Origin of the sequence: Rahnella sp. PD12R, assembly GCF_019200965.1 — a bacterium.
GTDB lineage: Bacteria > Pseudomonadota > Gammaproteobacteria > Enterobacterales > Enterobacteriaceae > Rahnella > Rahnella laticis.
Genome location: NZ_JAHTMS010000001.1, coordinates 198,045 through 222,238, shown reverse-complemented (window position 1 = coordinate 222,238; position 24,194 = coordinate 198,045). Strand labels below are relative to the sequence as shown.

At 51.3% G+C, this 24,194-nt stretch carries 18 protein-coding genes and 6 tRNA genes; 16 read left to right on the top strand and 8 right to left on the bottom strand.

Translation table 11 applies throughout. The features are described 5' to 3' along the window. Positions 1 to 114: 114 nt before the first annotated feature. Both pgm and seqA read right to left on the bottom strand, forming a co-directional pair. A complete protein-coding gene (pgm, locus tag KWG64_RS01045) occupies positions 115 to 1,758 on the bottom strand; it encodes a phosphoglucomutase (alpha-D-glucose-1,6-bisphosphate-dependent) (RefSeq protein WP_218520673.1) in 1,644 nt (547 codons plus the stop codon). 24 nt (positions 1,759 to 1,782) lie between these two features. Continuing rightward, positions 1,783 to 2,337: a replication initiation negative regulator SeqA gene (gene seqA, locus KWG64_RS01040; RefSeq protein WP_218520672.1), complete on the bottom strand. Its 555-nt coding sequence runs from the start codon at positions 2,335 to 2,337 to the stop codon at positions 1,783 to 1,785. 233 nt (positions 2,338 to 2,570) lie between these two features. Here seqA and ybfF point away from each other — a divergent pair, with 233 nt between their 5' ends. Together ybfF and ybfE are read left to right on the top strand one after the other, a co-directional pair. Then, positions 2,571 to 3,359 carry an esterase gene (ybfF, locus tag KWG64_RS01035; protein ID WP_195823982.1) on the top strand — a complete coding sequence of 263 codons (789 nt, stop codon included), beginning with the start codon at positions 2,571 to 2,573 and terminating at the stop codon, positions 3,357 to 3,359. Positions 3,360 to 3,614: 255 nt separating this feature from the next. Continuing rightward, positions 3,615 to 3,896: a LexA regulated protein gene (gene ybfE, locus KWG64_RS01030; RefSeq protein WP_104924773.1), complete on the top strand. Its 282-nt coding sequence runs from the start codon at positions 3,615 to 3,617 to the stop codon at positions 3,894 to 3,896. A 65-nt stretch (positions 3,897 to 3,961) separates the two neighbouring features. Here ybfE and KWG64_RS01025 read toward each other — a convergent pair whose 3' ends face one another. Then, on the bottom strand, positions 3,962 to 5,626 hold the full coding sequence (locus KWG64_RS01025; RefSeq protein WP_218520671.1) for a methyl-accepting chemotaxis protein: 1,665 nt from the start codon (positions 5,624 to 5,626) through the stop codon (positions 3,962 to 3,964). Between the two features lie 410 nt (positions 5,627 to 6,036). Between KWG64_RS01025 and fldA the strand changes: the two genes are divergently transcribed. Both fldA and fur read left to right on the top strand, forming a co-directional pair. After that, positions 6,037 to 6,564: a flavodoxin FldA gene (gene fldA / locus KWG64_RS01020; protein ID WP_095921178.1), complete on the top strand. Its 528-nt coding sequence runs from the start codon at positions 6,037 to 6,039 to the stop codon at positions 6,562 to 6,564. 316 nt (positions 6,565 to 6,880) lie between these two features. Beyond that, positions 6,881 to 7,336 (top strand): ferric iron uptake transcriptional regulator, encoded by a 456-nt coding sequence (gene fur, locus KWG64_RS01015; RefSeq protein ID WP_152326459.1) that lies wholly within the window; start codon positions 6,881 to 6,883, stop codon positions 7,334 to 7,336. Positions 7,337 to 7,489: 153 nt separating this feature from the next. Here fur and chiQ read toward each other — a convergent pair whose 3' ends face one another. The 4 genes from chiQ to nagE form a co-directional block, all read right to left on the bottom strand. Continuing rightward, positions 7,490 to 7,831: a ChiQ/YbfN family lipoprotein gene (gene chiQ, locus KWG64_RS01010; RefSeq protein ID WP_195814200.1), complete on the bottom strand. Its 342-nt coding sequence runs from the start codon at positions 7,829 to 7,831 to the stop codon at positions 7,490 to 7,492. A gap of 13 nt (positions 7,832 to 7,844) precedes the next feature. Beyond that, positions 7,845 to 9,257 carry an OprD family outer membrane porin gene (locus tag KWG64_RS01005; RefSeq protein ID WP_165059726.1) on the bottom strand — a complete coding sequence of 471 codons (1,413 nt, stop codon included), beginning with the start codon at positions 9,255 to 9,257 and terminating at the stop codon, positions 7,845 to 7,847. A 468-nt stretch (positions 9,258 to 9,725) separates the two neighbouring features. Next, on the bottom strand, positions 9,726 to 11,396 hold the full coding sequence (glnS, locus tag KWG64_RS01000; RefSeq protein WP_218520670.1) for a glutamine--tRNA ligase: 1,671 nt from the start codon (positions 11,394 to 11,396) through the stop codon (positions 9,726 to 9,728). 191 nt (positions 11,397 to 11,587) lie between these two features. After that, the gene (nagE, locus tag KWG64_RS00995) at positions 11,588 to 13,534 is read right to left on the bottom strand and encodes a PTS N-acetyl glucosamine transporter subunit IIABC (RefSeq protein WP_195814202.1); all 1,947 of its coding nucleotides are present in this window, start codon (positions 13,532 to 13,534) and stop codon (positions 11,588 to 11,590) included. Between the two features lie 473 nt (positions 13,535 to 14,007). Here nagE and nagB point away from each other — a divergent pair, with 473 nt between their 5' ends. The 11 genes from nagB (at position 14,008) to KWG64_RS00940 (ending at position 21,101) form a co-directional block, all read left to right on the top strand. Further along, positions 14,008 to 14,808 (top strand): glucosamine-6-phosphate deaminase, encoded by an 801-nt coding sequence (nagB, locus tag KWG64_RS00990; protein WP_152326454.1) that lies wholly within the window; start codon positions 14,008 to 14,010, stop codon positions 14,806 to 14,808. Between the two features lie 149 nt (positions 14,809 to 14,957). Next, positions 14,958 to 16,097, top strand: a complete 1,140-nt coding sequence (gene nagA, locus KWG64_RS00985; protein WP_218520978.1) for an N-acetylglucosamine-6-phosphate deacetylase — start codon at positions 14,958 to 14,960, stop codon at positions 16,095 to 16,097. Between the two features lie 20 nt (positions 16,098 to 16,117). Then, positions 16,118 to 17,341, top strand: a complete 1,224-nt coding sequence (locus KWG64_RS00980; protein ID WP_195814203.1) for an N-acetylglucosamine repressor — start codon at positions 16,118 to 16,120, stop codon at positions 17,339 to 17,341. Positions 17,342 to 17,398: 57 nt separating this feature from the next. Then, positions 17,399 to 18,151 (top strand): HAD-IIA family hydrolase, encoded by a 753-nt coding sequence (locus tag KWG64_RS00975; RefSeq protein ID WP_101075809.1) that lies wholly within the window; start codon positions 17,399 to 17,401, stop codon positions 18,149 to 18,151. Positions 18,152 to 18,513: 362 nt separating this feature from the next. Continuing rightward, positions 18,514 to 20,178, top strand: coding sequence for an asparagine synthase B (gene asnB / locus KWG64_RS00970; protein ID WP_120506273.1), 1,665 nt, complete (start codon positions 18,514 to 18,516; stop codon positions 20,176 to 20,178). A gap of 227 nt (positions 20,179 to 20,405) precedes the next feature. Further along, positions 20,406 to 20,482: transfer RNA gene (locus KWG64_RS00965), tRNA-Met, on the top strand. A gap of 8 nt (positions 20,483 to 20,490) precedes the next feature. Continuing rightward, positions 20,491 to 20,575, top strand: a tRNA-Leu gene (locus KWG64_RS00960). Positions 20,576 to 20,598: 23 nt separating this feature from the next. After that, positions 20,599 to 20,673 (top strand) — tRNA-Gln (locus KWG64_RS00955). A gap of 65 nt (positions 20,674 to 20,738) precedes the next feature. Continuing rightward, positions 20,739 to 20,813: transfer RNA gene (locus KWG64_RS00950), tRNA-Gln, on the top strand. Positions 20,814 to 20,905: 92 nt separating this feature from the next. Further along, positions 20,906 to 20,982, top strand: a tRNA-Met gene (locus KWG64_RS00945). 44 nt (positions 20,983 to 21,026) lie between these two features. Then, positions 21,027 to 21,101, top strand: a tRNA-Gln gene (locus KWG64_RS00940). A 107-nt stretch (positions 21,102 to 21,208) separates the two neighbouring features. On the opposite strand, the gene ubiF is transcribed toward KWG64_RS00940, so the two are convergent. Further along, a complete protein-coding gene (gene ubiF / locus KWG64_RS00935) occupies positions 21,209 to 22,393 on the bottom strand; it encodes a 3-demethoxyubiquinol 3-hydroxylase (protein ID WP_218520669.1) in 1,185 nt (394 codons plus the stop codon). A 188-nt stretch (positions 22,394 to 22,581) separates the two neighbouring features. Here ubiF and miaB point away from each other — a divergent pair, with 188 nt between their 5' ends. Beyond that, positions 22,582 to 24,006 (top strand): tRNA (N6-isopentenyl adenosine(37)-C2)-methylthiotransferase MiaB, encoded by a 1,425-nt coding sequence (gene miaB / locus KWG64_RS00930; RefSeq protein WP_195823552.1) that lies wholly within the window; start codon positions 22,582 to 22,584, stop codon positions 24,004 to 24,006. Positions 24,007 to 24,194 lie beyond the last annotated feature (188 nt).

Below are 24,194 nucleotides of genomic sequence, written 5' to 3'. Positions count from 1 at the left end.
TTCAGAATCTGGCAAGTCTGAATGCGCATTTAGATATATCTTTTTTACATCGAAATTTAGAGCAAAAAAAAAGCGCTGAATAATCAGCGCTTTCGGTGCAGTTAAGAAACGGTGTTATTTGGCGTCAGCGAGAACTTTGCTGACGATTTCCACGGCTTCTTTTTCAATTTGTTCGCGGTGTTCTGCGCCGAGGAAGCTTTCACAATAGATTTTGTACGCTTCTTCAGTACCGGACGGACGTGCGGCGAACCAGCCGTTTTTGGTCATCACTTTCAGACCGCCGATAGACGCGCCGTTACCCGGCGCGTTTGTCAGACGGGCGGTGATCGGGTCACCGGCCAGTGTGTCTGCTTTCACCTGTTCAGGAGAAAGTTTGGACAACGCGGCTTTCTGCGCGTGAGTCGCAGGCGCCTGAATACGGTTGTAACTTGGCGCGCCGAAACGGGCAGCCAGTTCGTTGTAATGTTCCTGCGGGTTTTTACCGGTCACGGCCGTAATTTCTGCCGCCAGCAGGCACATGATGATCCCGTCTTTGTCGGTAGACCACGGCGTGCCGTTGAAACGCAGGAAAGAAGCCCCTGCACTTTCTTCGCCACCAAAACCGAAGCTGCCGTCAAACAGGCCATCCACGAACCATTTGAAACCCACCGGGACTTCGACCAGTTTACGGCCTAAGTCTTCAACAACGCGGTCGATCATCGCGCTGGAAACCAGCGTTTTGCCGACGGCGACGTCTCTGCCCCACTGCGGACGATGCTGGAACAGGTACTGAATCGCCACCGCCAGATAATGGTTCGGGTTCATCAGACCGGCAGGCGTCACGATACCGTGGCGGTCATAATCCGGGTCGTTTGCAAAGGCCAGATCGAATTTATCACGCAGCGCCAGCAAGCCGGCCATCGCGGATTCAGACGAGCAGTCCATGCGGATCACACCGTCGTGGTCGAGATGCATGAAGCGGAAAGTCTGATCAACTTCATCGTTAACCAGCGTCAGATCCAGTTTGTAATGCTCTGCGATACGCCTCCAGTATTCGATACCGGAACCGCCGAGAGGATCCACACCCAGTTTCAGACCTGCTTTCTGAATCGCGGCCATATCTACGATGTCGGTCAGCCCTTCAATAAACGGCTGAACCAGATCCTGCGCCACCAGATGACCACTCTTCCACGCCAGATCCAGAGACTGACGCTTGACGCCTGCGAGCTTCGCCGCCAGCAATGCGTTTGCGCGTTTCTCAATCACCGACGTCAGATTAGTATCTGCCGGGCCGCCGTTGGTCGGGTTGTATTTAATCCCGCCATCTTCCGGTGGGTTGTGCGAAGGCGTGATGACGATGCCATCGGCCAGTGCGCCGCCTTTGAGATTGTGCGTCAGAATCGCGTGAGACACCGCCGGAGTCGGGGTGAAACCGTTATCTTCCTGCACAATGACGTCAACGCCGTTGGCCGTCAGCACTTCCAGCACAGAGATAAACGCCGGTTCGGACAGCGCGTGGGTATCTTTCCCCACGTAGCACGGGCCGGTAGTGCCCTGCTCTTTACGCACTTCAGCAATCGCCTGCGCAATCGCCAGGATATGCGCTTCATTAAAGCTGTGACGCAACGAACTGCCGCGGTGACCGGACGTACCGAATTTCACTGCATGGGCCGGGTTTTGCGGGTCCGGTTGCAGAACGTAATACTGTGACGTTAACTGCGCCACATTGATCAAATCGCTTTGCTGAGCAGGTTGCCCTGCACGGGGGTGATTAGCCACTGGCGTTTCTCCCTTACGCTGAAATTAGAGGGTGCCGCACACTTTGTCAGTCAGTTCCGCCGGGAACTGCATGAGCTGCATGATGTGTTCGATCATGCTGCGTTTGCGACCTGTGTTGGTGTTCGTAATAACCCAATACGGCGTTCCGGGAACGTGTTTAGGCTTGGTATGAATGCCGTTTTGCAGCAGGGTTTGCTGGTCACCGGCAAAATAGGTACGCGTGCGGCCATGAAGTGAATCGGTCGCAGCGGCAAATTCTTTTGGGTTCAGGCAATACAAGGTCGACAGGATCAGCATAAAGCGGTTAACCGCTTTGGTCTGCTCTGCATATTCGTCAGACAGTAACAGTTCGCGAACGGCGCGGACTTTATCACGCGACGTCGGCGCGGCGGTGGCAGCAGGTTTTTCCTGTGCGACGGTCCCGGCAATAACGGCGGACGTTACTGGCGCGGCAGGAGCGGTCTGGCCGGCAGTAAATTTCAACATACGGCGCAAAATATCAGACGCACTTTCACCGATTGCTTGCGTGTGGCTGGCAATGTAGCGGTAGAGTTCTTCGTCAACCTCAATAGTTTTCATCTTTATCCAGTACTGTTTTTTCTACTAAATTCATTCAAAAGGATTATACAAATTTCTACGCGTTTACGAACAGGTGAATTGCGTCGCTAAGCAAAAAGCAGATTACTTCCCGTTTTCGCCGCGTTCGCCTTCTGTTCCACGTTGTCAAATCCCGCTCAGGCATCTGGCAGAAACTTTCTGTTTTAAAAAAATCATCCGCTACTCATGATAACCTAATGAGATTGTTTATCTGTATGAACTTCGCCATGAAATTACATTATCGCCTGCAAGAACCTGAAGTCGCTGGCAGCGATGCGCTGCCGGTTCTCCTGATCCACGGACTGTTCGGAACCCTTGATAATCTGGGGATTCTCGCCCGCGACCTGAAACAACAGCATAGAGTGTTGCAGGTTGATTTGCGTAATCACGGGCAATCCGGGCGTTCGCCTGAGATGTCTTACGCCGCGATGGCGCAGGATTTAATGGAAACGTTAGATGAAGTCGGTTTCCAAAAATTCATCGTAATCGGCCATTCCATGGGCGGAAAAGCGGCTATGGCACTGACGGCGCTGATCCCCGACAGAATTGAAAAGCTCATCGCCATCGATATTGCGCCGGTGGATTATCACGTGCGCCGTCACGATGAGATTTTTGCTGCGATTAATGCCGTCACCGGAGCCGGATTGCGCGATCGCTCTTCCGCCACCGAATGCATGCATCAGTATATAAAGGAAGACGGCGTGATTCAGTTTCTGCTGAAGTCCTTCCGGCAGGGAGAATGGTGCTTCAATGTGCCGGTTCTGCTGAGCGAGTATGCCAAAATTGTCGGCTGGGAAGAGGTTCCGGCGTGGGATCGTCCGGCGCTGTTCATCCGTGGCGGGGATTCGCCTTATGTGCAGGATGCGTATCGCGAAGATATTGGCCGTCAGTTCCCACAGGCAAAAGCCTATGTGGTCGCCGGAGCCGGTCATTGGGTGCACGCAGAAAAACCCGACGCCGTCCTGCGCGCTGTGCATCGTTTCATCGATTCGCCTTCGGTTTAACATCCTGGGGATAAATTGTGCAAAAAGTCTGCACAACTTCGAAAGTTAACGTGAAATCAGGGCAATCAGGCGTTGTGAACCCCAGGCGCGCCAGTGTATGATTGCGCGCTATAATTTTGCCGCCCCGTTTTACTCAGGTCGAGTTACGGGGGGTAAATTGGGTCAGGGTTTCTTAGCCCGAAATGTGTGAAACGCTCGTCAGGAATCGGCTTGCCGTTTTCCGATGTAAAAACTTCCCTGGTTGTACCGCTACCTATGGCAAAAGAACAACTGGATCGCACGACGATTGATCTGTTCGCAGATGACCGCCGTCCGGGGCGTCCAAAAACTAATCCGCTTTCCCGTGATGAACAGCTCAGGATCAACAAGCGCAACCAGTTACGCCGCGATAAAGCGAGCGGTCTGCGTCGCGTAGAGCTGAAAATGAACGCCGATGCTGTTGATACCCTCAATAAGCTGGCAGAAGAACGCAATATCAGTCGTAGCGAACTGATTGAAGAGATGTTGCTGTCGCATCTTAACGGTCAGGAAGGCTGATAAAAAAGCGGATAACCTTCCGGTTATCCGCCTGTTTTCTTTCCTTTTACGCCTTAACCCTTACCTCAGAACGTTTCCCAGTTTTCACTGCTTTTCGATGTCATTACACCGGTTGCAGGCCGTAACAACGGCTGAGGAACCACGCTGGCAGGTCGTTTTCCGACATTCGTGATGCTGTCTTTGAGTTTGAACGTTGCGACGGCGTTGTTCAGCAATGAAGCCTGCTCTTCCAGCGAAACCGCCGCGTGTGAAGCCTGTTCCACCAGTGCGGCGTTCTGCTGCGTTACGCTGTCCATTTGTGTGACCGCAACCGCAACCTGGCTGATGCCTTTGCTTTGCTCATCAGACGCCGAAGCGATTTCCGCCATGATATCCGTAACATGCGTGATTGAACGCACCACTTCGTTCATAGTCTGACCGGCGTTTTCCACTAGTTTTGAACCGCTGTCGACGCGGGAAACGGATTCGCTGATCAGCGATTCAATTTCTTTCGCCGCCTGCGCACTGCGCTGTGCCAGATTCCGGACTTCACTGGCGACCACCGCAAACCCACGCCCCTGTTCGCCTGCACGCGCGGCTTCTACCGCGGCATTCAGCGCCAGAATGTTAGTCTGGAAGGCAATGCTATTGATAACAGAGGTGATTTCCGCAATTTTCTTCGAGCTGCCGGAGATATCTTTCATGGTGCTCACGACGTCAGCCACAATGTTACCGCCCTTCTGCGCGGTAGAAGACGCTTCCATCACCAGCTGGCTGGCGTGATGCGCGTTGTCTGCATTGTGTTTTACCGTTGCCGTCAGCTCTTCCATACTGGCTGCCGTTTCTTCCAGTGCGGATGCCTGTTCTTCAGTACGGGAAGACAGATCGTTATTCCCGGCTGAGATTTCGGACGCGCCCTGATAGATGTGGTTGGTACAGTTGCGGATGGTCTGAACAGTATTTTCCAGGCTGGACTGCATAACGTTAAGCAGCGGAATCAGTTTACCCGCGCAGTTTTTGCCGAACTCTTCCAGGTAATGCGTCAGGTCGCCGCTGGCAATTACGGCGAAGTGATCGCGGATTTTATCCAGCGGTTTCACCAGCGCCATCACGAGATAACGGTCGGTCAGCAGCAAAATAAGCAGGCCGAGAGAAAAAGCCGTCAGCAGAATAACTTTGCTGTAATAAGTCAGATGGTTTGATTTGGTCTGCGCCGCCTCGAAATCGACCGCAATCTGCCCGCTGACTTTTGTCATTGAGGCACCAAAATTGCGGCTCAGCGCTGGAACGGTATCGTTCGCCAGCTGATTATAGGCATCGAAATTTTTGCCAACGGCCGCTGAATATAACGGCGTAACGCCTTGCGTGACCAGACTTTCCCAACTTGAGACCAGTTCCTGAACTGACGCTTCATCTAATCCCGGATGCGGAGCCGTTTTGAAACTCGCCAGCGCCTGTGACAGACCATCGAGTGACTGTTTTGCCGTATCAAAAATTTCCGGCCCTTTTGACGGATCCGCCTGAAGCTGCCCCACGGCACGACTTAAGCGTGTGACGGTACGGAAGTACTGATCATTTCCTTTATTGATCAGCGCCATATTGTTGACCAGTTCGGTACTGTTTTGGGTGTTCTGCGTGAGCGTATTCAGGGAGGTGACGGTGTAAATAGACACACTCGCCCACATGACGCAAAAAATGCCCAGAATCGTTAATAATGCGGCCCTGATGGTAATATTTTTTAAAAACTGCACGATATGCCTCTCTCGAAACAGGACTGTTTCTGGTCTGAGGATTGACGGGGATGCGGAGAATCAAGACAGGTAGCCAGCAGGCGTTTGCCCCCGGACATGTTTGAACACCTCTCCGGGCATCGATTTCTTTATTATGTTGAGATTCCTCTCGCATCATCTATCGGCGTTCAACGGGCAAACTTAAGGAGTGGCGGAAATTATTTCTTAATTTTGCTTTTATCCTCAATAAGTTTGAGGTTATTTAAAGCACACGAAGGCGATAACACTTAAAAAGATTGCCCGATAAACTTATCCACCAGTTAAGAAGGCGAGCTGAAACATATTCTCCGCCGCGCGAGTTTGCTATCATCTGCGTTATTATTGCCTGCAATGCAGAGCACTTCATTGAGAACAAGAGGTTAGGTAATCTTATGGCCGTAGTAGGTATCTTCTTTGGATCCGATACAGGTAACACCGAAAACATCGCGAAAATGATCCAGAAGCAATTGGGTAAAGATGTTGCAGAGGTGCATGACATTGCGAAGAGCAGCAAAGAGGATCTGGAAAAATTCGATATTTTGCTGATCGGTATTCCAACCTGGTATTACGGTGAAGCGCAGTGTGACTGGGACGACTTTTTCCCGACGCTGGAAGAGATAGATTTCGAAGGCAAGCTGGTTGCGCTGTTTGGCTGCGGCGACCAGGAAGACTATGCCGAATACTTCTGTGATGCGCTCGGTACCGTGCGTGACATCATCGAGCCACGCGGCGCGGTGATCGTGGGTCACTGGCCAACTGAAGGCTATCATTTCGAAGCTTCAAAAGGTCTGGCCGATGATAAGCACTTCATCGGGCTGGCAATTGACGAAGATCGTCAGCCGGAACTGACCAACGAACGTGTTGATGCATGGGTCAAACAGATCACAGAAGAACTGAGCCTTTCAGAAATTATTGGCTAAAAACCCTGTTGGCCCTGAGGATTTATTCTACAATTGAAGGGCCAAACTATTACTGAAATTAACAATTTAACCGCTACAAAATTGTAACTTTCGGTGGTATCAAGGTACACTGAGTTCATCTGTTTTTTCTATCGATCAAGTCGTTGCATAATTGAATGTGACAGGCATTTTGTGATCTTTATTAACAGGCTACGTTTTTGAGAATCGGCACACTTCCCTTAAACGAAGAATCCTTAAACGACAAATTTTTGTGCCGCCGATGCCACAGGCTGCATGCCTCAACTTGATTAGCACATAGTAACAGGACTGAATCCGCATGACTGACAACAACACCGCACTGAAGAAAGCCGGCTTAAAAGTCACGCTTCCGCGCCTCAAAATCCTGGAAGTGCTGCAAGCGCCGGAAGGTCATCACGTTAGTGCGGAAGATCTGTACAAGCAACTGATTGATATGGGTGAAGAAATTGGCCTGGCGACGGTTTACCGCGTTCTGAACCAGTTTGATGACGCCGGTATCGTTACCCGTCATAACTTCGAAGGCGGCAAGTCTGTTTTCGAACTGACTCAGCAACATCATCATGATCACCTGATCTGCCTTGATTGCGGCCGCGTTATTGAATTCCGCGACGAATACATTGAAGGCCGTCAGCGTGAGATTGCGAAGAAACACGGTATCAAACTGACCAACCACAGTCTGTATCTGTACGGCCACTGTGAAGCGGGCGATTGCCGCGAAGATGAATCTTTGCACAATGACAAACCTGCGCAGTAATCTGCACGGTCAGTCCGAATAAATTAACCGCTGAAAGGCGGTTTTTTTATGTTAGCGATTCAGGCAGAGAGTTAAAACGCAAAACCCCGGCAAGCCGGGGTTTGTTGTTTCTTTATATCAGGCGCCAATATATGACTCAGCGTTCACATCCTGTTAATTAGCTGGCTTTGGCGAATTGTTAGAACGAATTTCCTGCCAGATTTTGCCGCAGTCTGCCGCGTAAGCCTGACCATCGCCGGTTTTACGCGCCGTCAGACAGCGCTGATAATCCACCACACGCACGGTTTCCTGATCGGCAAACTGCTTGTGCTCCTGTTCCTGTTTCAGAACATCAAGAATGGTCTGGCACGACGCCACTTTGTCCGGCGAGCCTTCTGCTTTTATGATGCAGTTGCTGTACGCCTGGCGTAGTTTCGCATTTTCGGTTTGCGTAGCCGTTGGCGCACAACCGGCCAGTAACAGGGAAGTCACGACCATCATCAGTAATTTATTCATCGGTTTAGTGTCCTCAGAAAATAGTGAATGGAGCGATAACGATGAATTTCACGTCTTTTTCATCCTGGAAAATGTTGCCGTAACCGCCGCCCCAGCTCGGGATATCCGAGTGGTTGTCGTACTGGGTGTAATGCAGTTTGAACAGCGTACCTTTCGCGCGACCTTCCTGAATGGTGTACAGCGCATCAAGGCTCCAGGCACTTTCTTTCAGGCGCTGGCTCTGGTCATAGATTGGATTGGTACTCGGTTTGGCATCCCACGCGTAAACATAAGAACCGCCCACTGCGAAGCCCGGCAGATCCCATTTCGCCAGATCGTATAACACACCGGCGTAAACCGCTTTTTCGCCGTTGGCGTTGAAGTCAGAACGGTTATCCCACCACACATCAAGACGTCCGTTAGAAGAAGAGTACGTCGGGGTCATGCGTTGTAAAAAATAACCCTGATTCCCCTCAGCTTTGACCATCGTCCCTTCCAGACGCCAGTTGAACTGGCCGGTGGTATAACCGAAAGTCAGTGCCTGCAACCAGGCCAAACCGTCATACAGGCTGTTCGGATCGTTCTGGTTGCTGATACGATCTTCCGCGCCGTAGAACTGGTAGCTGGTGGTGAGCGGGTTGCCCATCAGATCAATTTTGTACGACGCTTTGGCGAAGTACTGATCGACGTAACTTTCAGCCTGACCGAAAGCCGCTTCAAGCACGAGATCATTTTTGAAGTCGTATTTCGCACCCAGCGAGTGGATATAGGAAACACCGGTTTTCTTGTCGTTCTGGCGGAAATCATCCATCTCCAGATGCCACGGCGATTTGTATTCATCCGCCCACATGTAGGAGAAACTCAGTTCGCCCGGATCCCCAAAATCATGTTTATACCCGGCTTCGGCACCGCGATAGGTACCCGGCATAAAGCTCCAGTGCGGGGCGATCAGCGTTTGTCCGGTCGGCTGAATGTAACCAGCATGGCCCCAGAATCCGCCGTATTTGAATTTACCGGCCGCTTTATAGAGGCTGACGCCGCCTTTATCGCCGGAATAATCTTCGTCATACGCATGGTTTTTGGAGGAGAACGCGATTTCGTTCGGGTGTCCGCTGTCGCTGGCTTCGGCTAATTCGATCGCGGTAAATGCGGCGACGTCGATACCGAACATGTCCCAGGCATAGCCGGAGGAGAAATCGAGATTCAGGTTGGCGGTCGCGTGCGAAAGGTTGGTGGCGTATTTGTCGTAATCGGGGTTATTCACCGTGACTTTTGTGCCGTCAGGGCGGGTTTCTTCTTTGGTTTTGTTCAAATCTTTGCGGTCGCGTTCGCGCTGCCAGTAATACACACCGCCGGTCAGCGTCGAATCATCAATAAAGCCAGCCGCTCTGGCCTCTTCAGGGAACATCATTCCGCCGCCCAACAAAGTGCCAGCCAGCGTGTACATCACAGGTTTCAGGTAAGCCGATCCCCTGCCCCTGTTAAGGTGCTTGTGCATAGAAATTCCTCATTTTGACTAAAAAAACGTGCAAAACCCAAACGGGTATTAAAAGCGGCCGCCAGAGGCGTAACCGTATAAAGCAGGATTAAGAGTATTTTTCGCGACGCGAATTATCAATGGGTAATTAAACCCTGATGGCTGAAGTATGACAAAGTGCACATAAAGATGAAAAAGTGTAACAAACGAGGAATGCGAAGGTTTAAATCAGTGGACTCTGACAATCGACAAATAAAACAGATAATTAAGTAAAAATCGTATTGATTTAAACGTTTCAGCACTCTGATATTCGGAAAGGAAGGTCCTAAAAAGCAAACATGAAAAATGCATTAATTCGCGATGAAAAAGAAAATTCCGTGAATTTCTGACATAAAAAAACGCAGCCGGAGCTGCGTTTAGCAATCGTTCATCGGTGACTTACGCGACGGGTTTTGATTCCCAGGTATCACGCAGGCCAACGGTACGGTTGAAGACCAGATTTTCAGCGCTGGAATAGCGGCTGTCAGCACAGAAGTAACCTTCACGTTCGAACTGCAGGCTGATTTCAGCCTGTGCAGCCACCAGAGAAGGCTCAACGAAACCGTGCGCGATCACCAGGGATTCCGGGTTGATCGTGGTCAGGAAGTCTTCTGCCTGGCCCGGGTTTGCCACGCTGAACAGACGGTCATACAGACGGAATTCCGCCGGTTTGCCTTCAGTAGCGGAAACCCAATGGATCACGCCTTTCACCTTGCGGCCATCGGCAGGATCTTTGCTCAGCGTTTCGATGTCGTATGAGCAGAAGATCGTCGTCACATTACCTTCGGCATCTTTCTCAATGCGTTCCGCTTTGATGACATACGCATTGCGCAGACGAACTTCTTTGCCCAGCACCAGACGTTTGTATTGCTTGTTCGCTTCTTCGCGGAAATCAGCCTGATCGATATAAATCTCACGGGTGAACGGCACTTCGCGCGTCCCCATCTCCGGTTTGCTCGGATGATTGGGCATTTTCACCATTTGCACATCTTCACCGGTAAAGTTCTCAATGATCACTTTAACCGGATTGATGACAGCCATGGCGCGCGGTGCGTTTTCGTTCAGATCGTCACGAATACAAGATTCCAGCGCCATCATTTCGACGTTGTTGTCCTGTTTCGTCACGCCGATACGACGGCAGAATTCACGGATTGACGCGGCAGTGTAACCACGGCGACGCAGGCCTGAAACGGTCGGCATACGCGGGTCGTCCCAGCCTTCTACGATTTTATCCGTCACCAGCAGGTTCAGCTTACGCTTGGACATGATGGAATATTCGAGATTCAGACGGGAGAACTCGTACTGACGCGGGTGGCAAGGGATGGTGATGTTATCGAGAACCCAGTCGTACAGACGACGGTTGTCCTGGAATTCCAGCGTACACAGCGAATGGGTGATCCCTTCCAGCGCATCGGAAATGCAGTGGGTGAAATCATACATCGGGTAGATGCACCATTTTTTGCCAGTCTGATGGTGTTCCGCAAACTTAATACGGTAGATAACCGGATCGCGCATAACGAAGAATGGCGACGCCATATCGATTTTTGCACGCAGACACGCCGCGCCTTCAGCGAATTCACCGTTGCGCATTTTTTCGAACAGCGCGATGTTTTCTTCTACGCTGCGATCGCGGTACGGGCTGTTTTTGCCCGGGGACGTCAGCGAGCCACGGTATTCGCGGATTTCATCCGGAGACAATTCATCAACGTAAGCCAGACCTTTGTTGATCAGCTCTAGCGCGTAGCCGTGCAGTTGATCGAAGTAGTCGGAAGAATAGTGAATATCACCGCTCCAGCCGAAACCTAACCACTGGACGTCGTGTTTGATCGACTCAACGAATTCGATGTCTTCTTTTGCCGGGTTGGTATCGTCAAAACGCAGGTTGCACTGCCCCTGATAGTCTTGCGCAATACCGAAGTTCAGGCAGATAGACTTCGCATGGCCGATATGCAGATAACCATTAGGCTCGGGCGGGAAACGGGTATGAACGGTATTGTGTTTCCCGGTCGCCAGATCTTCATCAATAATCTGACGGATAAAATTTGTTGGGCGGGCTTCAGCCTCACTCATTGTGCAATTCCTCTACGCAACATTGACTCTACAGATAACCTGTTATGTTCCAACAAGCCACGTCGGGAAACAACCGTTACTTGCATAAAATCGTGGTTATCTGCATACCGCGTGTCCGTAAACAATAAAAAACGGGAAGAGATTGCTCTCTTCCCGCTAAGACTTAACTCAACTGAATCAGCGTCAGGAAATTATTTACCCTGAATCTCAAACAGTTTGGTCTGACCGGCTACGACGGAACCGCTGGCCAGTGAAATCACACCGGTGTAATCATCGATGTTGCTGACCACAACCGGGCTAATCATTGAGCGCGCGTTAGCGTTCAGATAAGCCAGATCCAGTTCCAGTACAGGCTGACCGGCAGTGACCGTTGCGCCTTCTTCAACCAGGCGGGTAAAGCCCTGGCCGTTGAGTGCAACGGTGTCGATGCCCATGTGCACCACGATTTCAGCGCCGGAAGTGGTTTCCAGGCAGAACGCATGGTTGGTGTTGAAGATTTTCACCACGGTACCCGCAGCCGGAGCGACGACTGTTTTATCCGTAGGACGAATCGCGACACCATCGCCTACCGCTTTGCTGGCGAAGGCTTCGTCTGGCACCTGATCCAGCGCTACGATGTCACCGGTAACCGGAGCCACCAGCGTTTCAACGACCGCTTTAACGCTATTCGGAACAGCCTGCGGAGCCGCTTTCACAGCCACAGGTGCTGCTGCGCTGCCTGCCGCAACCGGACCACGCGCCATCACTTTCTTCATTGCATCAGCCAGAGATTCCGCTTTTGCACCGACGATAACCTGAATGCTTTGTTTGTTCAGACGAACAATACCGGACGCACCCAGACGTTTACAGGCTGCATCATCAACAGTACCGGCATCTTTCACGTTCAGACGCAGGCGGGTAATACAGGCATCAATACCTTTGAAGTTATCAGAGCCGCCCAGTGCGCTGATGTAGCTCACGGCCAGCTGGTTCAGACCTTCTTCAGTATTGCTGTTCGCTTCCGGTTCACCGATATGGTCGGCGTCGTCTTCACGGCCCGGCGTTTTCAGGTTGAACATGCGGATAATTACGCTGAACAGTACGAAGTAGATGACGAAGAACACAACACCCATCACCAGCAACATCCAGACGTTTTTACTTGCCGCCGGCAGGTTGTACATCAACGCGTAGTCAATCGCACCCGCAGAGAAGGAGAAGCCAGCGTGGATACCCAGCGCAGTTGCAACGTACAGGCTGATCCCGGTCAGGATGGCGTGGACTAAATACAGCAGCGGAGCAAGGAACATGAACAGGAATTCTAACGGCTCGGTCACACCGGTCAGGAATGCAGTCACCGCAACGGAGACCAGCATACCGCCCACCAGTGGACGACGTTCTTTCGGTGCTGCGAAGTACATTGCGCATGCTGCGCCTGGCAGACCAAACATCATGATAGGGAAGAAGCCGGACATGAACATCCCTGCGGTGCCGTCACCCGCGTAGAAGCGGTTGATGTCGCCGTGGAATACTGTGCCTGCTGCGTTGGTGAAGTCACCAATCTGGAACCATGCGATGGTGTTCAGAACCTGATGCAAACCGGTTGGGATCAGCAAACGGTTTACGAAACCGAAGATACCCGCACCGAATGCGCCTGCACCTACGATCCACTCACCACCGGCGCGGATTGCATCCTGCACCGGAGGCCAGACGTAACCGAAGATCGCGGCCAGAATCAGACAGAAGAAGCCTGTTGCGATAGGAACGAAACGTTTCCCACCGAAGAAGCTCAGGAAATCAGGAAGTTTGATATCAGACCAGCGGTTGTAAACCATACCGCCGACCAGACCGGTGATGATACCTGCCAGAACGCCCATATTGACGGCCGGGTTGATGGTAATCATCGCTTTGGTCAGAATGAAATAACCAATACCACCCGCCAGTGCCGCAGCACCCGCGTTGTCTTTAGACCAGCTTGATGCCACACCAATAGCAAAAATCAGGGCCAGGTTATCGAAGATCCCGCCACCGGCTTGCGCGATGAACGGCATATTAAGAAGATCAGGCTGACCGAAACGCAGCAGTAACGCAGCGACCGGTAGCACGGCTATCGGCAGCTGAAGTGCTCTGCCTAAACGCTGAAAGAATCCAAGAATATTCACATTTCCCCCTATCCGCCGCCAGGCGAATCACCTAAGTAGTTTAATTAGTATGGTTACTACCTTTACTCATTTACCGTTCCGATTTAACCAACTGCTTTGCGAGTGTAAAAAGATTATTTCGTATCGCAAATTAAAACCTCTATTTTTGTGAGAAATGTCACCAAAAAGAGGCCATAACATGCCATCAGGCTGGTCAACACACAAAACTTATTTTATCATTAAAAAAATCTAGACGGCATTGTGCCAGCCACAAACCGTCACGGTGGTTTACGCTTAACATGACCGCCCTGAACCAAAACAGCTTTGACTTCCTTATCCGGAGTCACTGGGTTACAGGCAGGCGGCAATCGAAAAATCCGTTGCGCTTACTCCGTTAAGCCAGGCAGAGATTCGAAAGCAGCCAACACCCCTGCAACGTCAAGGACAAAGGATATACACAGTATATTCAATATTCTGAAACTAAGAGGTACGTGATGAGACTTATTCCTTTAAACACCACCACTGAAGTTGGCAAATGGGCAGCACGTCATATCGTTGAGCGTATTAACGCCTTCAAACCCACTGCCGACCGCCCGTTCATTTTGGGCTTACCTACCGGTGGCACACCACTCGAAGCTTACAAACATTTAATCGCCATGCATAAAGCAGGCCAGGTTAGCTTTAAGAACGTGGTTACCTTCAATATGGACGAATATGTTGGCTTACCGCAGGAACACCCTGAGAGCTATCATACGTTCATGTACAAAAACTTCTTTGATCACGTTGATATTCCACGCGAAAATATCAATCTGCTGAATGGTAATGCACCAGACGTCAACGAAGAATGCCGTCAGTACGAAGCAAAAATTAAGTCTTACGGTAAAATTCACCTGTTCATGGGTGGCGTGGGCAACGACGGTCACATTGCCTTCAACGAACCGGCATCTTCACTGGCTTCACGCACCCGTATCAAAACCCTGACACACGAAACCCGCATCGCGAACTCCCGTTTCTTCGACAATGACGTCTCTCAGGTGCCAAAATACGCCCTGACCGTTGGCGTGGGCACACTGCTTGATGCAGAAGAAGTGATGATTCTGGTCACCGGCCACGCGAAGGCGCAAGCGCTTGAAGCGGCCGTCGAAGGGAACATTAACCACATGTGGACCATCAGTTGCCTGCAATTGCATGCAAAAGCCGTTATGGTGTGTGACGAGCCGTCCACCATGGAACTGAAAGTCAAAACTGTTAAATATTTCCGCGAGTTAGAAGCGGAAAATATGAAAAACCTTTAACAAAATTTATGCCCAAAGCCAGTCGCGTTGCAGCAAGGCGGCAACGACGCGAATCTCCGGGAGCTTACTGAAGTAAGTGACCGGAGTGAGTAAGGCAGCCAACGCAGCAGCAGCGTGACTGGAGAAGGGCAAGCGAACGAGGGGGCATGATGTACGCTTTGATTAACGGCCGGATCTATACCGGCCACGACGTTCTGGATAACCATGCGGTCGTGATTGCCGATGGCAAAATCGAACGTGTCTGCGCGGTCAGCGAGCTGCCGGACAATGTGGAAACCCGCGATCTGGACGGTGCCATTCTTGCCCCCGGATTTATCGACCTGCAACTTAATGGTTGTGGCGGCGTGCAGTTCAACGATTCACTGGAAGCAATTTCCGTAGAAACGTTAGAAATCATGCAGAAAGCCAACGAAAAATCCGGCTGTACCAGTTTCTTACCTACGCTGATCACCTGTAGCGATGACTACATGAAGCAGGGCGTTAGCGTAATGCGCACGTATCTGGAAAAATATCCGAATCAGGCGCTGGGTCTGCATCTTGAAGGCCCGTATCTGAGCCCGTTGAAAAAAGGCACCCACAATCCGGCCTTTATCCGTAAGCCCGACGACGCCATGATTGATTTTCTGTGTGAAAACGCCGATGTCATCACGCAACTGACGCTTGCGCCGGAACAGGTTGAATCCCGCTATATCCGCCAGCTGCGCGCTGCCGGAATTGTGATTTCCGCAGGCCATTCCAATTCGACGTATGCCGAAGCCCGCGCCGGTTTTGCGGCTGGTATCACCTTCGCAACGCACCTTTATAATGCAATGCCGGCGATTACAGGTCGTCAGCCTGGCCTTATTGGTGCAATCTTCGATACACCGGAGGTGTATACCGGTGTGATTGCCGACGGTTTGCATGTCGATTACGCCAATATTCGTAACGCGAAAAAGCTCAAAGGCGAGAAACTGGTGCTGGTCACCGACGCCACTGCGCCAGCGGGTGCCAATATTGATGAGTTCATTTTTGCCGGTAAAACAATATACTACCGTGACGGACTCTGTGTGGACGAAAACGGAACACTGAGCGGCTCTGCGCTGACCATGATCGAAGCAGTTCAAAACAGCGTTGAACATGTCGGCATTGCACTGGATGAAACGTTGCGTATGGCATCGCTTTATCCGGCCCGCGCGATTGGCCTCGACGGCCAGTTGGGCAGCATTGAAGCAGGCAAAGTCGCCAACCTCACCGCGTTCACTCATGATTTTAAAATCACAAAAACTATCGTTAATGGTGACGAAGTTTAATTGAGCGGATAACAGCATTGATGACAACTGGCGGACAGCAGGCACAAATCGGCAACGTTGATCTGGTTAAGCAGTTAAACGGCGCGGCGGTTTACCGCCTGATTGACCAACAAGGGCCCATTTCGCGCATTCAAATCGCCGACATGAGCCAGTTAGCGCCCGCCAGTGTCACCAAAATTACCCGACAGTTACTTGAGCGCGGGCTGATCAAAGAAGTGGATCAGCAGGCTTCCACCGGAGGTCGCCGCGCTATTTCAATCATCACCGAAACCCGCCCTTTTCATACCATCGCCGTTCGACTTGGCCGCCATGACGCGACCATCACGCTCTACGATCTCAGCGCAAAATCACTGGCCGAACAACATTATTCACTGCCAGAACGCACTCAGGAAACGCTTGAGAACGCCTTATTTGAGGCGATCTCGCAATTTATCGAGCTGAATCAGCGCAAAATTCGCGAGCTGATTGCCATTTCCGTGATCTTGCCAGGCCTGGTCGACCCGAATAAAGGCATCGTCCGCTACATGCCGCATATCAGCGTCGGTGCGTGGAAATTAGTCGATGCGCTGGAAGCCAGATTCAAAGTAACCAGCTTTGTCGGCCACGATATCCGCAGTCTGGCCCTTGCCGAGCACTATTTCGGGGCAACCCGCGACTGTCAGGACTCCATTTTGGTTCGTCTTCACCGCGGTACCGGCGCAGGGATTATCGTTAACGGCCAGATTTTCCTCGGCAGTAACGGCAACGTGGGTGAAATTGGCCACATTCAGATCGACCCGCTGGGCGAACGGTGCCACTGTGGCAACTTCGGCTGCCTGGAAACGGTCGCCGCGAATGCCGCTATCGAAAACCGTGTACGTCATCTGCTCACGCAGGGCTACGCCAGCAAACTCAGCCTGAACGATTGCTCAATTTCCGCTATCTGCAAAGCCGCCAATCGCCATGATGCGCTGGCCACTGAAGTGATTGAGCATGTGGGCCGTCAGCTTGGCAAAGGCGTTTCCATTGCAATTAACCTGTTTAATCCGCAAAAAGTGGTGATTGCCGGTGAAATTACGGAAGCGGATAAAGTCCTGCTGCCGGCCATCCAAAACTGCATTAATGCTCAGGTTTTGAAAGATTTCCGCCGCAATCTACCTGTTGTGACTTCCGCGCTTAATCATCAGTCCGCGATTGGTGCGTTTGCGCTGGTCAAACGGGCTATGCTGAATGGCGTTCTGTTGCAGCGTCTGATGGAAAATTAAGGCGTGCTATAGTAATGGGCTGCCAGGAATGGGGCTGAAAATGTGGGTTTGGAAATCATGACAATTAAGAATGTAATCTGTGACATTGATGGCGTGCTGTTGCACGACAACACTGCTGTACCCGGCGCCGATCGCTTTCTGGCCCGAATTCAGGAACAGGGAATGCCTCTGGTCATTCTCACCAACTACCCTTCCCAAACCGCTCAGGATCTGGCAAACCGCTTCAGCGCTGCCGGTCTTGAAGTGCCGGAAAGCGCGTTCTTCACGTCCGCGATGGCGACGGCTGATTTCCTGAAACGTCAGGAGGGCAAAAAAGCCTACGTCGTTGGCGAAGGCGCTCTGATTCACGAGCTGTATAAAGCGGGTTTTACCATCACAGACATCAATCCTGACTTTGTGATCGTCGGCGAAACGCGTTCGTACAACTGGGACATGATCCATAAAGCAGCGTATTTCGTGGCGAACGGTGCGCGTTTTATTGCGACAAACCCGGACAATCATGGCCACGGTTTCGTCCCTGCCTGTGGCGCATTGTGCGCGCCGATTGAGAAAATCACCGGACGTAAGCCGTTTTATGTCGGCAAACCGAGCCCGTGGATTATCCGTTCTGCCCTTAATAAAATGCAGGCACATTCAGAAGGTACGGTCATCGTTGGCGATAACCTGCGAACTGATATTCTGGCCGGTTTTCAGGCGGGTTTGGAAACGATCCTGGTGCTGAGCGGTGTTTCTTCACTTAACGATATTGAAGGAATGCCTTTCCGCCCGACCTGGATTTATCCTTCAGTCGCGGATATCGATATCATCTGACCGCGTCGGGTAAGTCTGTGAAAACGAGTCTGAATCTGCATTCAGGCTCGTTTTTTTTTACCTTGCTGACTGATTTTTATCCGTTTTTTTGTTTTTTTGAATTCCCACCAATTTTTCGGCATTAAATTGATAATCCATCAACAAAAAAACCATTAAACTGAATATCCGCTAACAAACCAGCCTCACCAACACACTATTTATCAGAAGAGCGTTAAACTGCTTGCACAACACAAGGGTTTTGACGCATTTTCATAGTCAGCAACACAACAAAGCCTGACTAAAACTGAAAGAACGGCAACGTTGATCCTCATTCGCAAACATAAAAATGACAGCCAGAGAAACGTCGTTAGGGAGATAGAAATATGTGTTCAATTTTCGGTGTGCTCGATATCAAAACTGACTCCGTCGAGCTGCGCAAAAAAGCGCTGGAACTCTCGCGCCTGATGCGTCACCGCGGGCCAGACTGGTCCGGCGTGTTCGCCAGCGACAAAGCGATTCTGTCGCATGAACGTCTGTCGATTGTCGACGTGAACAACGGCGCACAGCCTTTGTACAACGCAGCACATACCCACGTTCTGGCTGTAAACGGCGAAATCTACAACCATCAGGCTCTGCGCGCTGAATTGGGCGACAAGTATGAGTTCCAGACCGCATCTGACTGTGAAGTCATTCTGGCGCTGTATCAGGAAAAAGGCCCGGCGTTCCTCGACGAACTGCAAGGTATGTTCGCCTTCATACTGTATGACACAGAAAAAGACGCGTACCTGATTGGCCGCGACCATCTGGGCATCATCCCGCTTTATATGGGTTATGACGAGCACGGCAACATGTACGTGGCGTCTGAAATGAAAGCGCTGGTGCCGGTTTGCCGCACCATCAAAGAATTCCCGGCGGGCAGCTATTTGTGGAGCCAGGAAGGCGAAATCCGTGAATATTACCAGCGTGACTGGTTCGATTTCGAAAACGTCAAAGATAACGTCACTGATGCTGCGGCACTGAAAGATGCGCTGGAAGAATCCGTGAAAAGCCATCTGATGTCTGACGTGCCTTACGGCGTGCTGCTGTCCGGTGGTCTGGATTCTTCCGTGATTTCAGCCATTACCAAGAAATTTGCCGGTCGCCGCATTGAAGATAAAGATCAGAGCGAAGCCTGGTGGCCACAACTGCACTCCTTCGCGGTCGGTCTGGAAGGTTCTCCGGATCTGCGCGCTGCTCAGGAAGTCGCAAACCATTTAGGCACCGTGCACCATGAAATTCACTTCACCGTGCAGGAAGGTCTGGACGCTATCCGTGACGTGATTTATCACATCGAAACTTACGACGTGACCACTATTCGTGCGTCAACGCCAATGTATCTGATGTCCCGTAAAATCAAAGCGATGGGCATCAAGATGGTGCTGTCCGGCGAAGGTGCCGACGAAGTACTGGGCGGTTACCTGTATTTCCATAAAGCGCCGAACGCGAAAGAATTCCACGAAGAAACCGTACGTAAATTGCTGGCTCTGCACATGTATGACTGTGCCCGTGCCAACAAAGCGATGTCCGCCTGGGGTGTTGAAGCCCGCGTACCGTTCCTGGATAAAAAATTCCTCGACGTCGCAATGCGCATCAACCCGAAAGACAAAATGTGCGGCAACGGCAAAATGGAAAAACATATCCTGCGCGAATGTTTTGAATCTTATCTGCCACACAGCGTTGCATGGCGCCAGAAAGAACAGTTCTCTGACGGCGTAGGTTACAGCTGGATCGATACGTTAAAAGAAGTCGCGTCTCAGCAGATTACCGATCAACAGCTCGAAACTGCGCATTTCCGTTTCCCGTACAACACGCCGACGTCAAAAGAAGGCTACCTGTACCGCACCATTTTCGAAGAACTGTTCCCGGTTCCAAGCGCGGCTGAATGTGTTCCTGGCGGCCCGTCAGTGGCCTGTTCTTCAGCGAAAGCCATCGAATGGGATGAAGCGTTCAAAAACATGGATGACCCTTCTGGCCGTGCGGTTGGCGTTCACCAGTCAGCGTATAAATAAGCCTTTACCGGTTATTCTCCATGAAGCAAGCGGGCCTTTTCAGGCCCGTTTTTTTATGGGTAAAGCCAGTAAAAATAATGTCTTTTGCCCAATTAATCACCAGAGTGGTTATAAGCCAGACAAATGGACGCTCTCACGCCTTTTTCTCCAAAAAAGGTGTTGACGCAAAACGGTCATATACGCATAATGCGCCCCGCAACGCCGATGAAGGTAGCGCGAAAAAAGATGGCTACGTAGCTCAGTTGGTTAGAGCACATCACTCATAATGATGGGGTCACAGGTTCGAATCCCGTCGTAGCCACCATCTTTTTTGCGGGAGTGGCGAAATTGGTAGACGCACTAGATTTAGGTTCTAGCGCCGCAAGGTGTGCGAGTTCAAGTCTCGCCTCCCGCACCATTTCATCGAGTCGGCAGCACAGTTGGGGTATCGCCAAGCGGTAAGGCACTGGTTTTTGATACCAGCATTCCCAGGTTCGAATCCTGGTACCCCAGCCATTTTCTTACCCTTCGCACCTCTGGTGTGAATGTGAGAAAAAACCAATTTGAAGAAGTTGTACTGTTGGGGTATCGCCAAGCGGTAAGGCACTGGTTTTTGATACCAGCATACCCTGGTTCGAATCCAGGTACCCCAGCCATACTTCTTTCTGTATAATTGGTAAGCACTTGAAATTTATTATTAAGTTAGTTAAATTAGTGCTTGAAGTTTTGAAGTAAGTCAGTAGAATTTGGCTACGTAGCTCAGCTGGTTAGAGCACATCACTCATAATGATGGGGTCACAGGTTCAAATCCCGTCGTAGCCACCATTTTACTTGCAGTACACTGCTCAAAAGGTAGTGAGTTTTAAAATTGGGGTGTCGCCAAGCGGTAAGGCTCTGGTTTCTGATACCAGCATACCCAGGTTCGAATCCTGGCACCCCAGCCACATTAAGAAAGCCCGCCTCGTGCGGGCTTTTTGCTATCTGTCGGTTGAGTCAGACTCAAAAAAAAAGGCAAGCCGACATTCATCCGGCCAGCCCTTCTCTCACTTAATTAAATTCCTAATGCATATTTCAGCGCTTTGGTTTTCAGTACCCCTGCACGTTGTGCCGTCATCAGTGCCAGATTTCTCAATGCTTTGACGGGTGCCAGATCGTTACTGAACGCGGTATAGAACAAATCCATGCCGCTTTGCATCAGCAGATTATCCAGGCGACGCTGACGCTGATAACGCATCAGCACGCTCTCGCTGCTCCACGCTTCATCGTGGTCACGCGCTTTTTCCAGCACCGAAAGCAATGCTTCTACGTCGCGATAACCCAGATTCACGCCCTGCCCGGCCAGCGGATTGATCGTATGCGCCGCATCGCCCACCAGCGCCAGCCCTGGCAGGACATAACGCTGCGCATGGCGGCGAACCAGCGGGAATGCGCCCGCTGCTATTGCATTGATTTTTCCAAGACGTGCTGGGAAGGCCAGCATAATCTCCGCCGTCAGCTGTTTCATGTTCAGCGTTTTCAGATAACGGATGCGCTGCGGGCTGTCGTACCACACCAGCGACGCCTGATTGCCAAACAACGGCAGGAATGCGCGCGGGCCGGATGGGAAAAACTGCTGCCAGGTGACATCCTGATCCGGCGTTTCGGTTTCAACGTTAATCAGCATACAGTGCTGGCGATATTCCCAACCATCAACGCCGATGCCCGCCAGCTGGCGCACCAGAGAATTCGCCCCGTCGGCCGCGACGACCAGTTTTGTACGCAGCAGTTCACCGGTCGTCAGCTGAAGTGACCAGGTTTTATCGTCATGCTGCAGGAGATGACGCAGTTTCGCCGGGCAGAAACGGGTCAGATTGGAGAAAGCACTAAACTGCTGCCAGAGCGCCAGCTGAAGCACACGGTTTTCGACCATGAATCCCAGCTCCGGTAATCCGAGTGATTGCGCATCGAATTTTACGTCGGAACCGTCAACTTCCCAGGTTTCAAGGCGGCGATACGGCACCGAGCGCATTTTTTCAACAGCAGGCCACGCCTCTAATTTCTGCAAGAACCGTACCGAAGCGCAGCCAATCGCGGAAATTCTCAGGTCTGCCGCCGCTGATGCGTCAAATTCAGCCGGCTCTTCATTTTCGATCAGTGCAACCTGAAGCCCCTGACGGGCCAGTCCGAGCGCTGCCGCAGCGCCTACCATCCCGCCACCGACAATCACTGCATCAAATGACTTCTCTGAATTATTCATTTTATTCCAGCTTTCTATTTCAGTTCATTATGCGAAGTGTACCGGATTTTTGTGTCAGCATCAGGGCCTAAGCTGCTTTCCCGCACTGGTCAGCGCTAAGGTGAGGGTTTACAATACCGCCCCTGAACAACGCTATGCACTGCGGCACTGCCGATCTAATGTTCCCCGTATTGAGTACTGACACGCTGATGACTAAAAAACTGCACATAAAAACCTGGGGCTGCCAGATGAATGAATATGATTCATCCAAAATGGCCGATCTTCTTGATAGCACCCACGGTTACCAGCTGACGGATAACGCTGAAGAAGCAGACATTCTGCTGCTGAATACCTGTTCAATCCGGGAAAAAGCCCAGGAGAAAGTGTTCAGCCTGCTGGGACACTGGAAATTATTAAAAAAGAAAAACCCGGATATTATTATCGGCGTCGGCGGCTGTGTGGCATCTCAGGAAGGGGAATTGCTGCGTAAGCGTGCGCCCTGCGTTGATATCGTTTTTGGCCCGCAAACCCTGCATCGCCTGCCAGAAATGGTCAACCATGTTCGCGGCACCAAAAGCCCGGTCGTGGATATCAGCTTTCCGGAAATTGAGAAATTTGACCGTCTGCCGGAACCACGCGCAGATGGCCCGACCGCATTTGTCTCCATCATGGAAGGTTGCAACAAATATTGCAGTTTCTGCGTGGTGCCTTACACGCGCGGCGAAGAAGTCAGCCGCCCTTGTGATGACGTCCTGTTCGAAGTCGCTCAGCTTGCCGCTCAGGGCGTGCGTGAAGTTAACCTGCTGGGGCAAAACGTCAACGCCTACCGCGGCGATTCCTTTGACGGCGGCATCTGCACGTTTGCAGAATTACTGCGTCTGGTGGCGGCCATCGATGGTATAGACCGCATCCGCTTTACCACCAGCCATCCGGTAGAATTTACTGACGATATTATCGAGGTCTATAAAGACACGCCTGAAGTGGTGAGCTTCCTGCATCTGCCTATTCAGAGCGGTTCTGATCGCATTCTGACCATGATGAAACGCCCTCACACGGTGCTGGAATACAAATCGACTATCCGTAAATTGCGGGCTGCGCGTCCGGATATCCATTTCAGTTCTGACTTCATCATCGGCTTCCCGGGCGAATCCAACGATGATTTCGAACGCACTATGGATTTGATTGCGCAGGTCAATTACGACGTCAGTTTCAGCTTCATCTACTCACCACGCCCGGGAACACCTGCGGCCGACATGGTCGATGACGTGAGCATGGACGAGAAGAAACAGCGTCTGGCGCTGCTACAGGACCGGATCACGCAGCAGGTGATGCGGTTTAGCCGCGCCACGCTGGGTACCGTTCAGCGCATTCTGGTCGAAGGGACGTCCCGTAAAGACATTATGGAACTGACCGGACGCACAGAATGCAACCGTGTGGTCAATTTTGAAGGCACGCCGGACATGATTGGCAAATTCGTGGATGTCGAAATTGTCGATGTCTACGCCAACTCCCTGCGTGGCGTGGTCATCCGCACAGAAGAACAAATGGCGCTGCGCCTGCACGAATCACCGCAATCTGTTATTGCCCGCACACGCAAAGAAAATGAACTGGGCGTTGGGATCTATCAGCCCTGAATCATTAAAGCGAAGAATGACAGAACCCCACAGGGCGCTCCGGCGTCCTGTTTCTTTTGAGAATTCAGACGCAACACCAGCTTCAAGGGTTTAATTTTCCAGGAAAGGCCGCATATCCGGATGCAGGTTCATGTAACTGCCGGCAAGCCGCAGCATATTTTGCCAAGGGCATGTATTATTAACTCAGG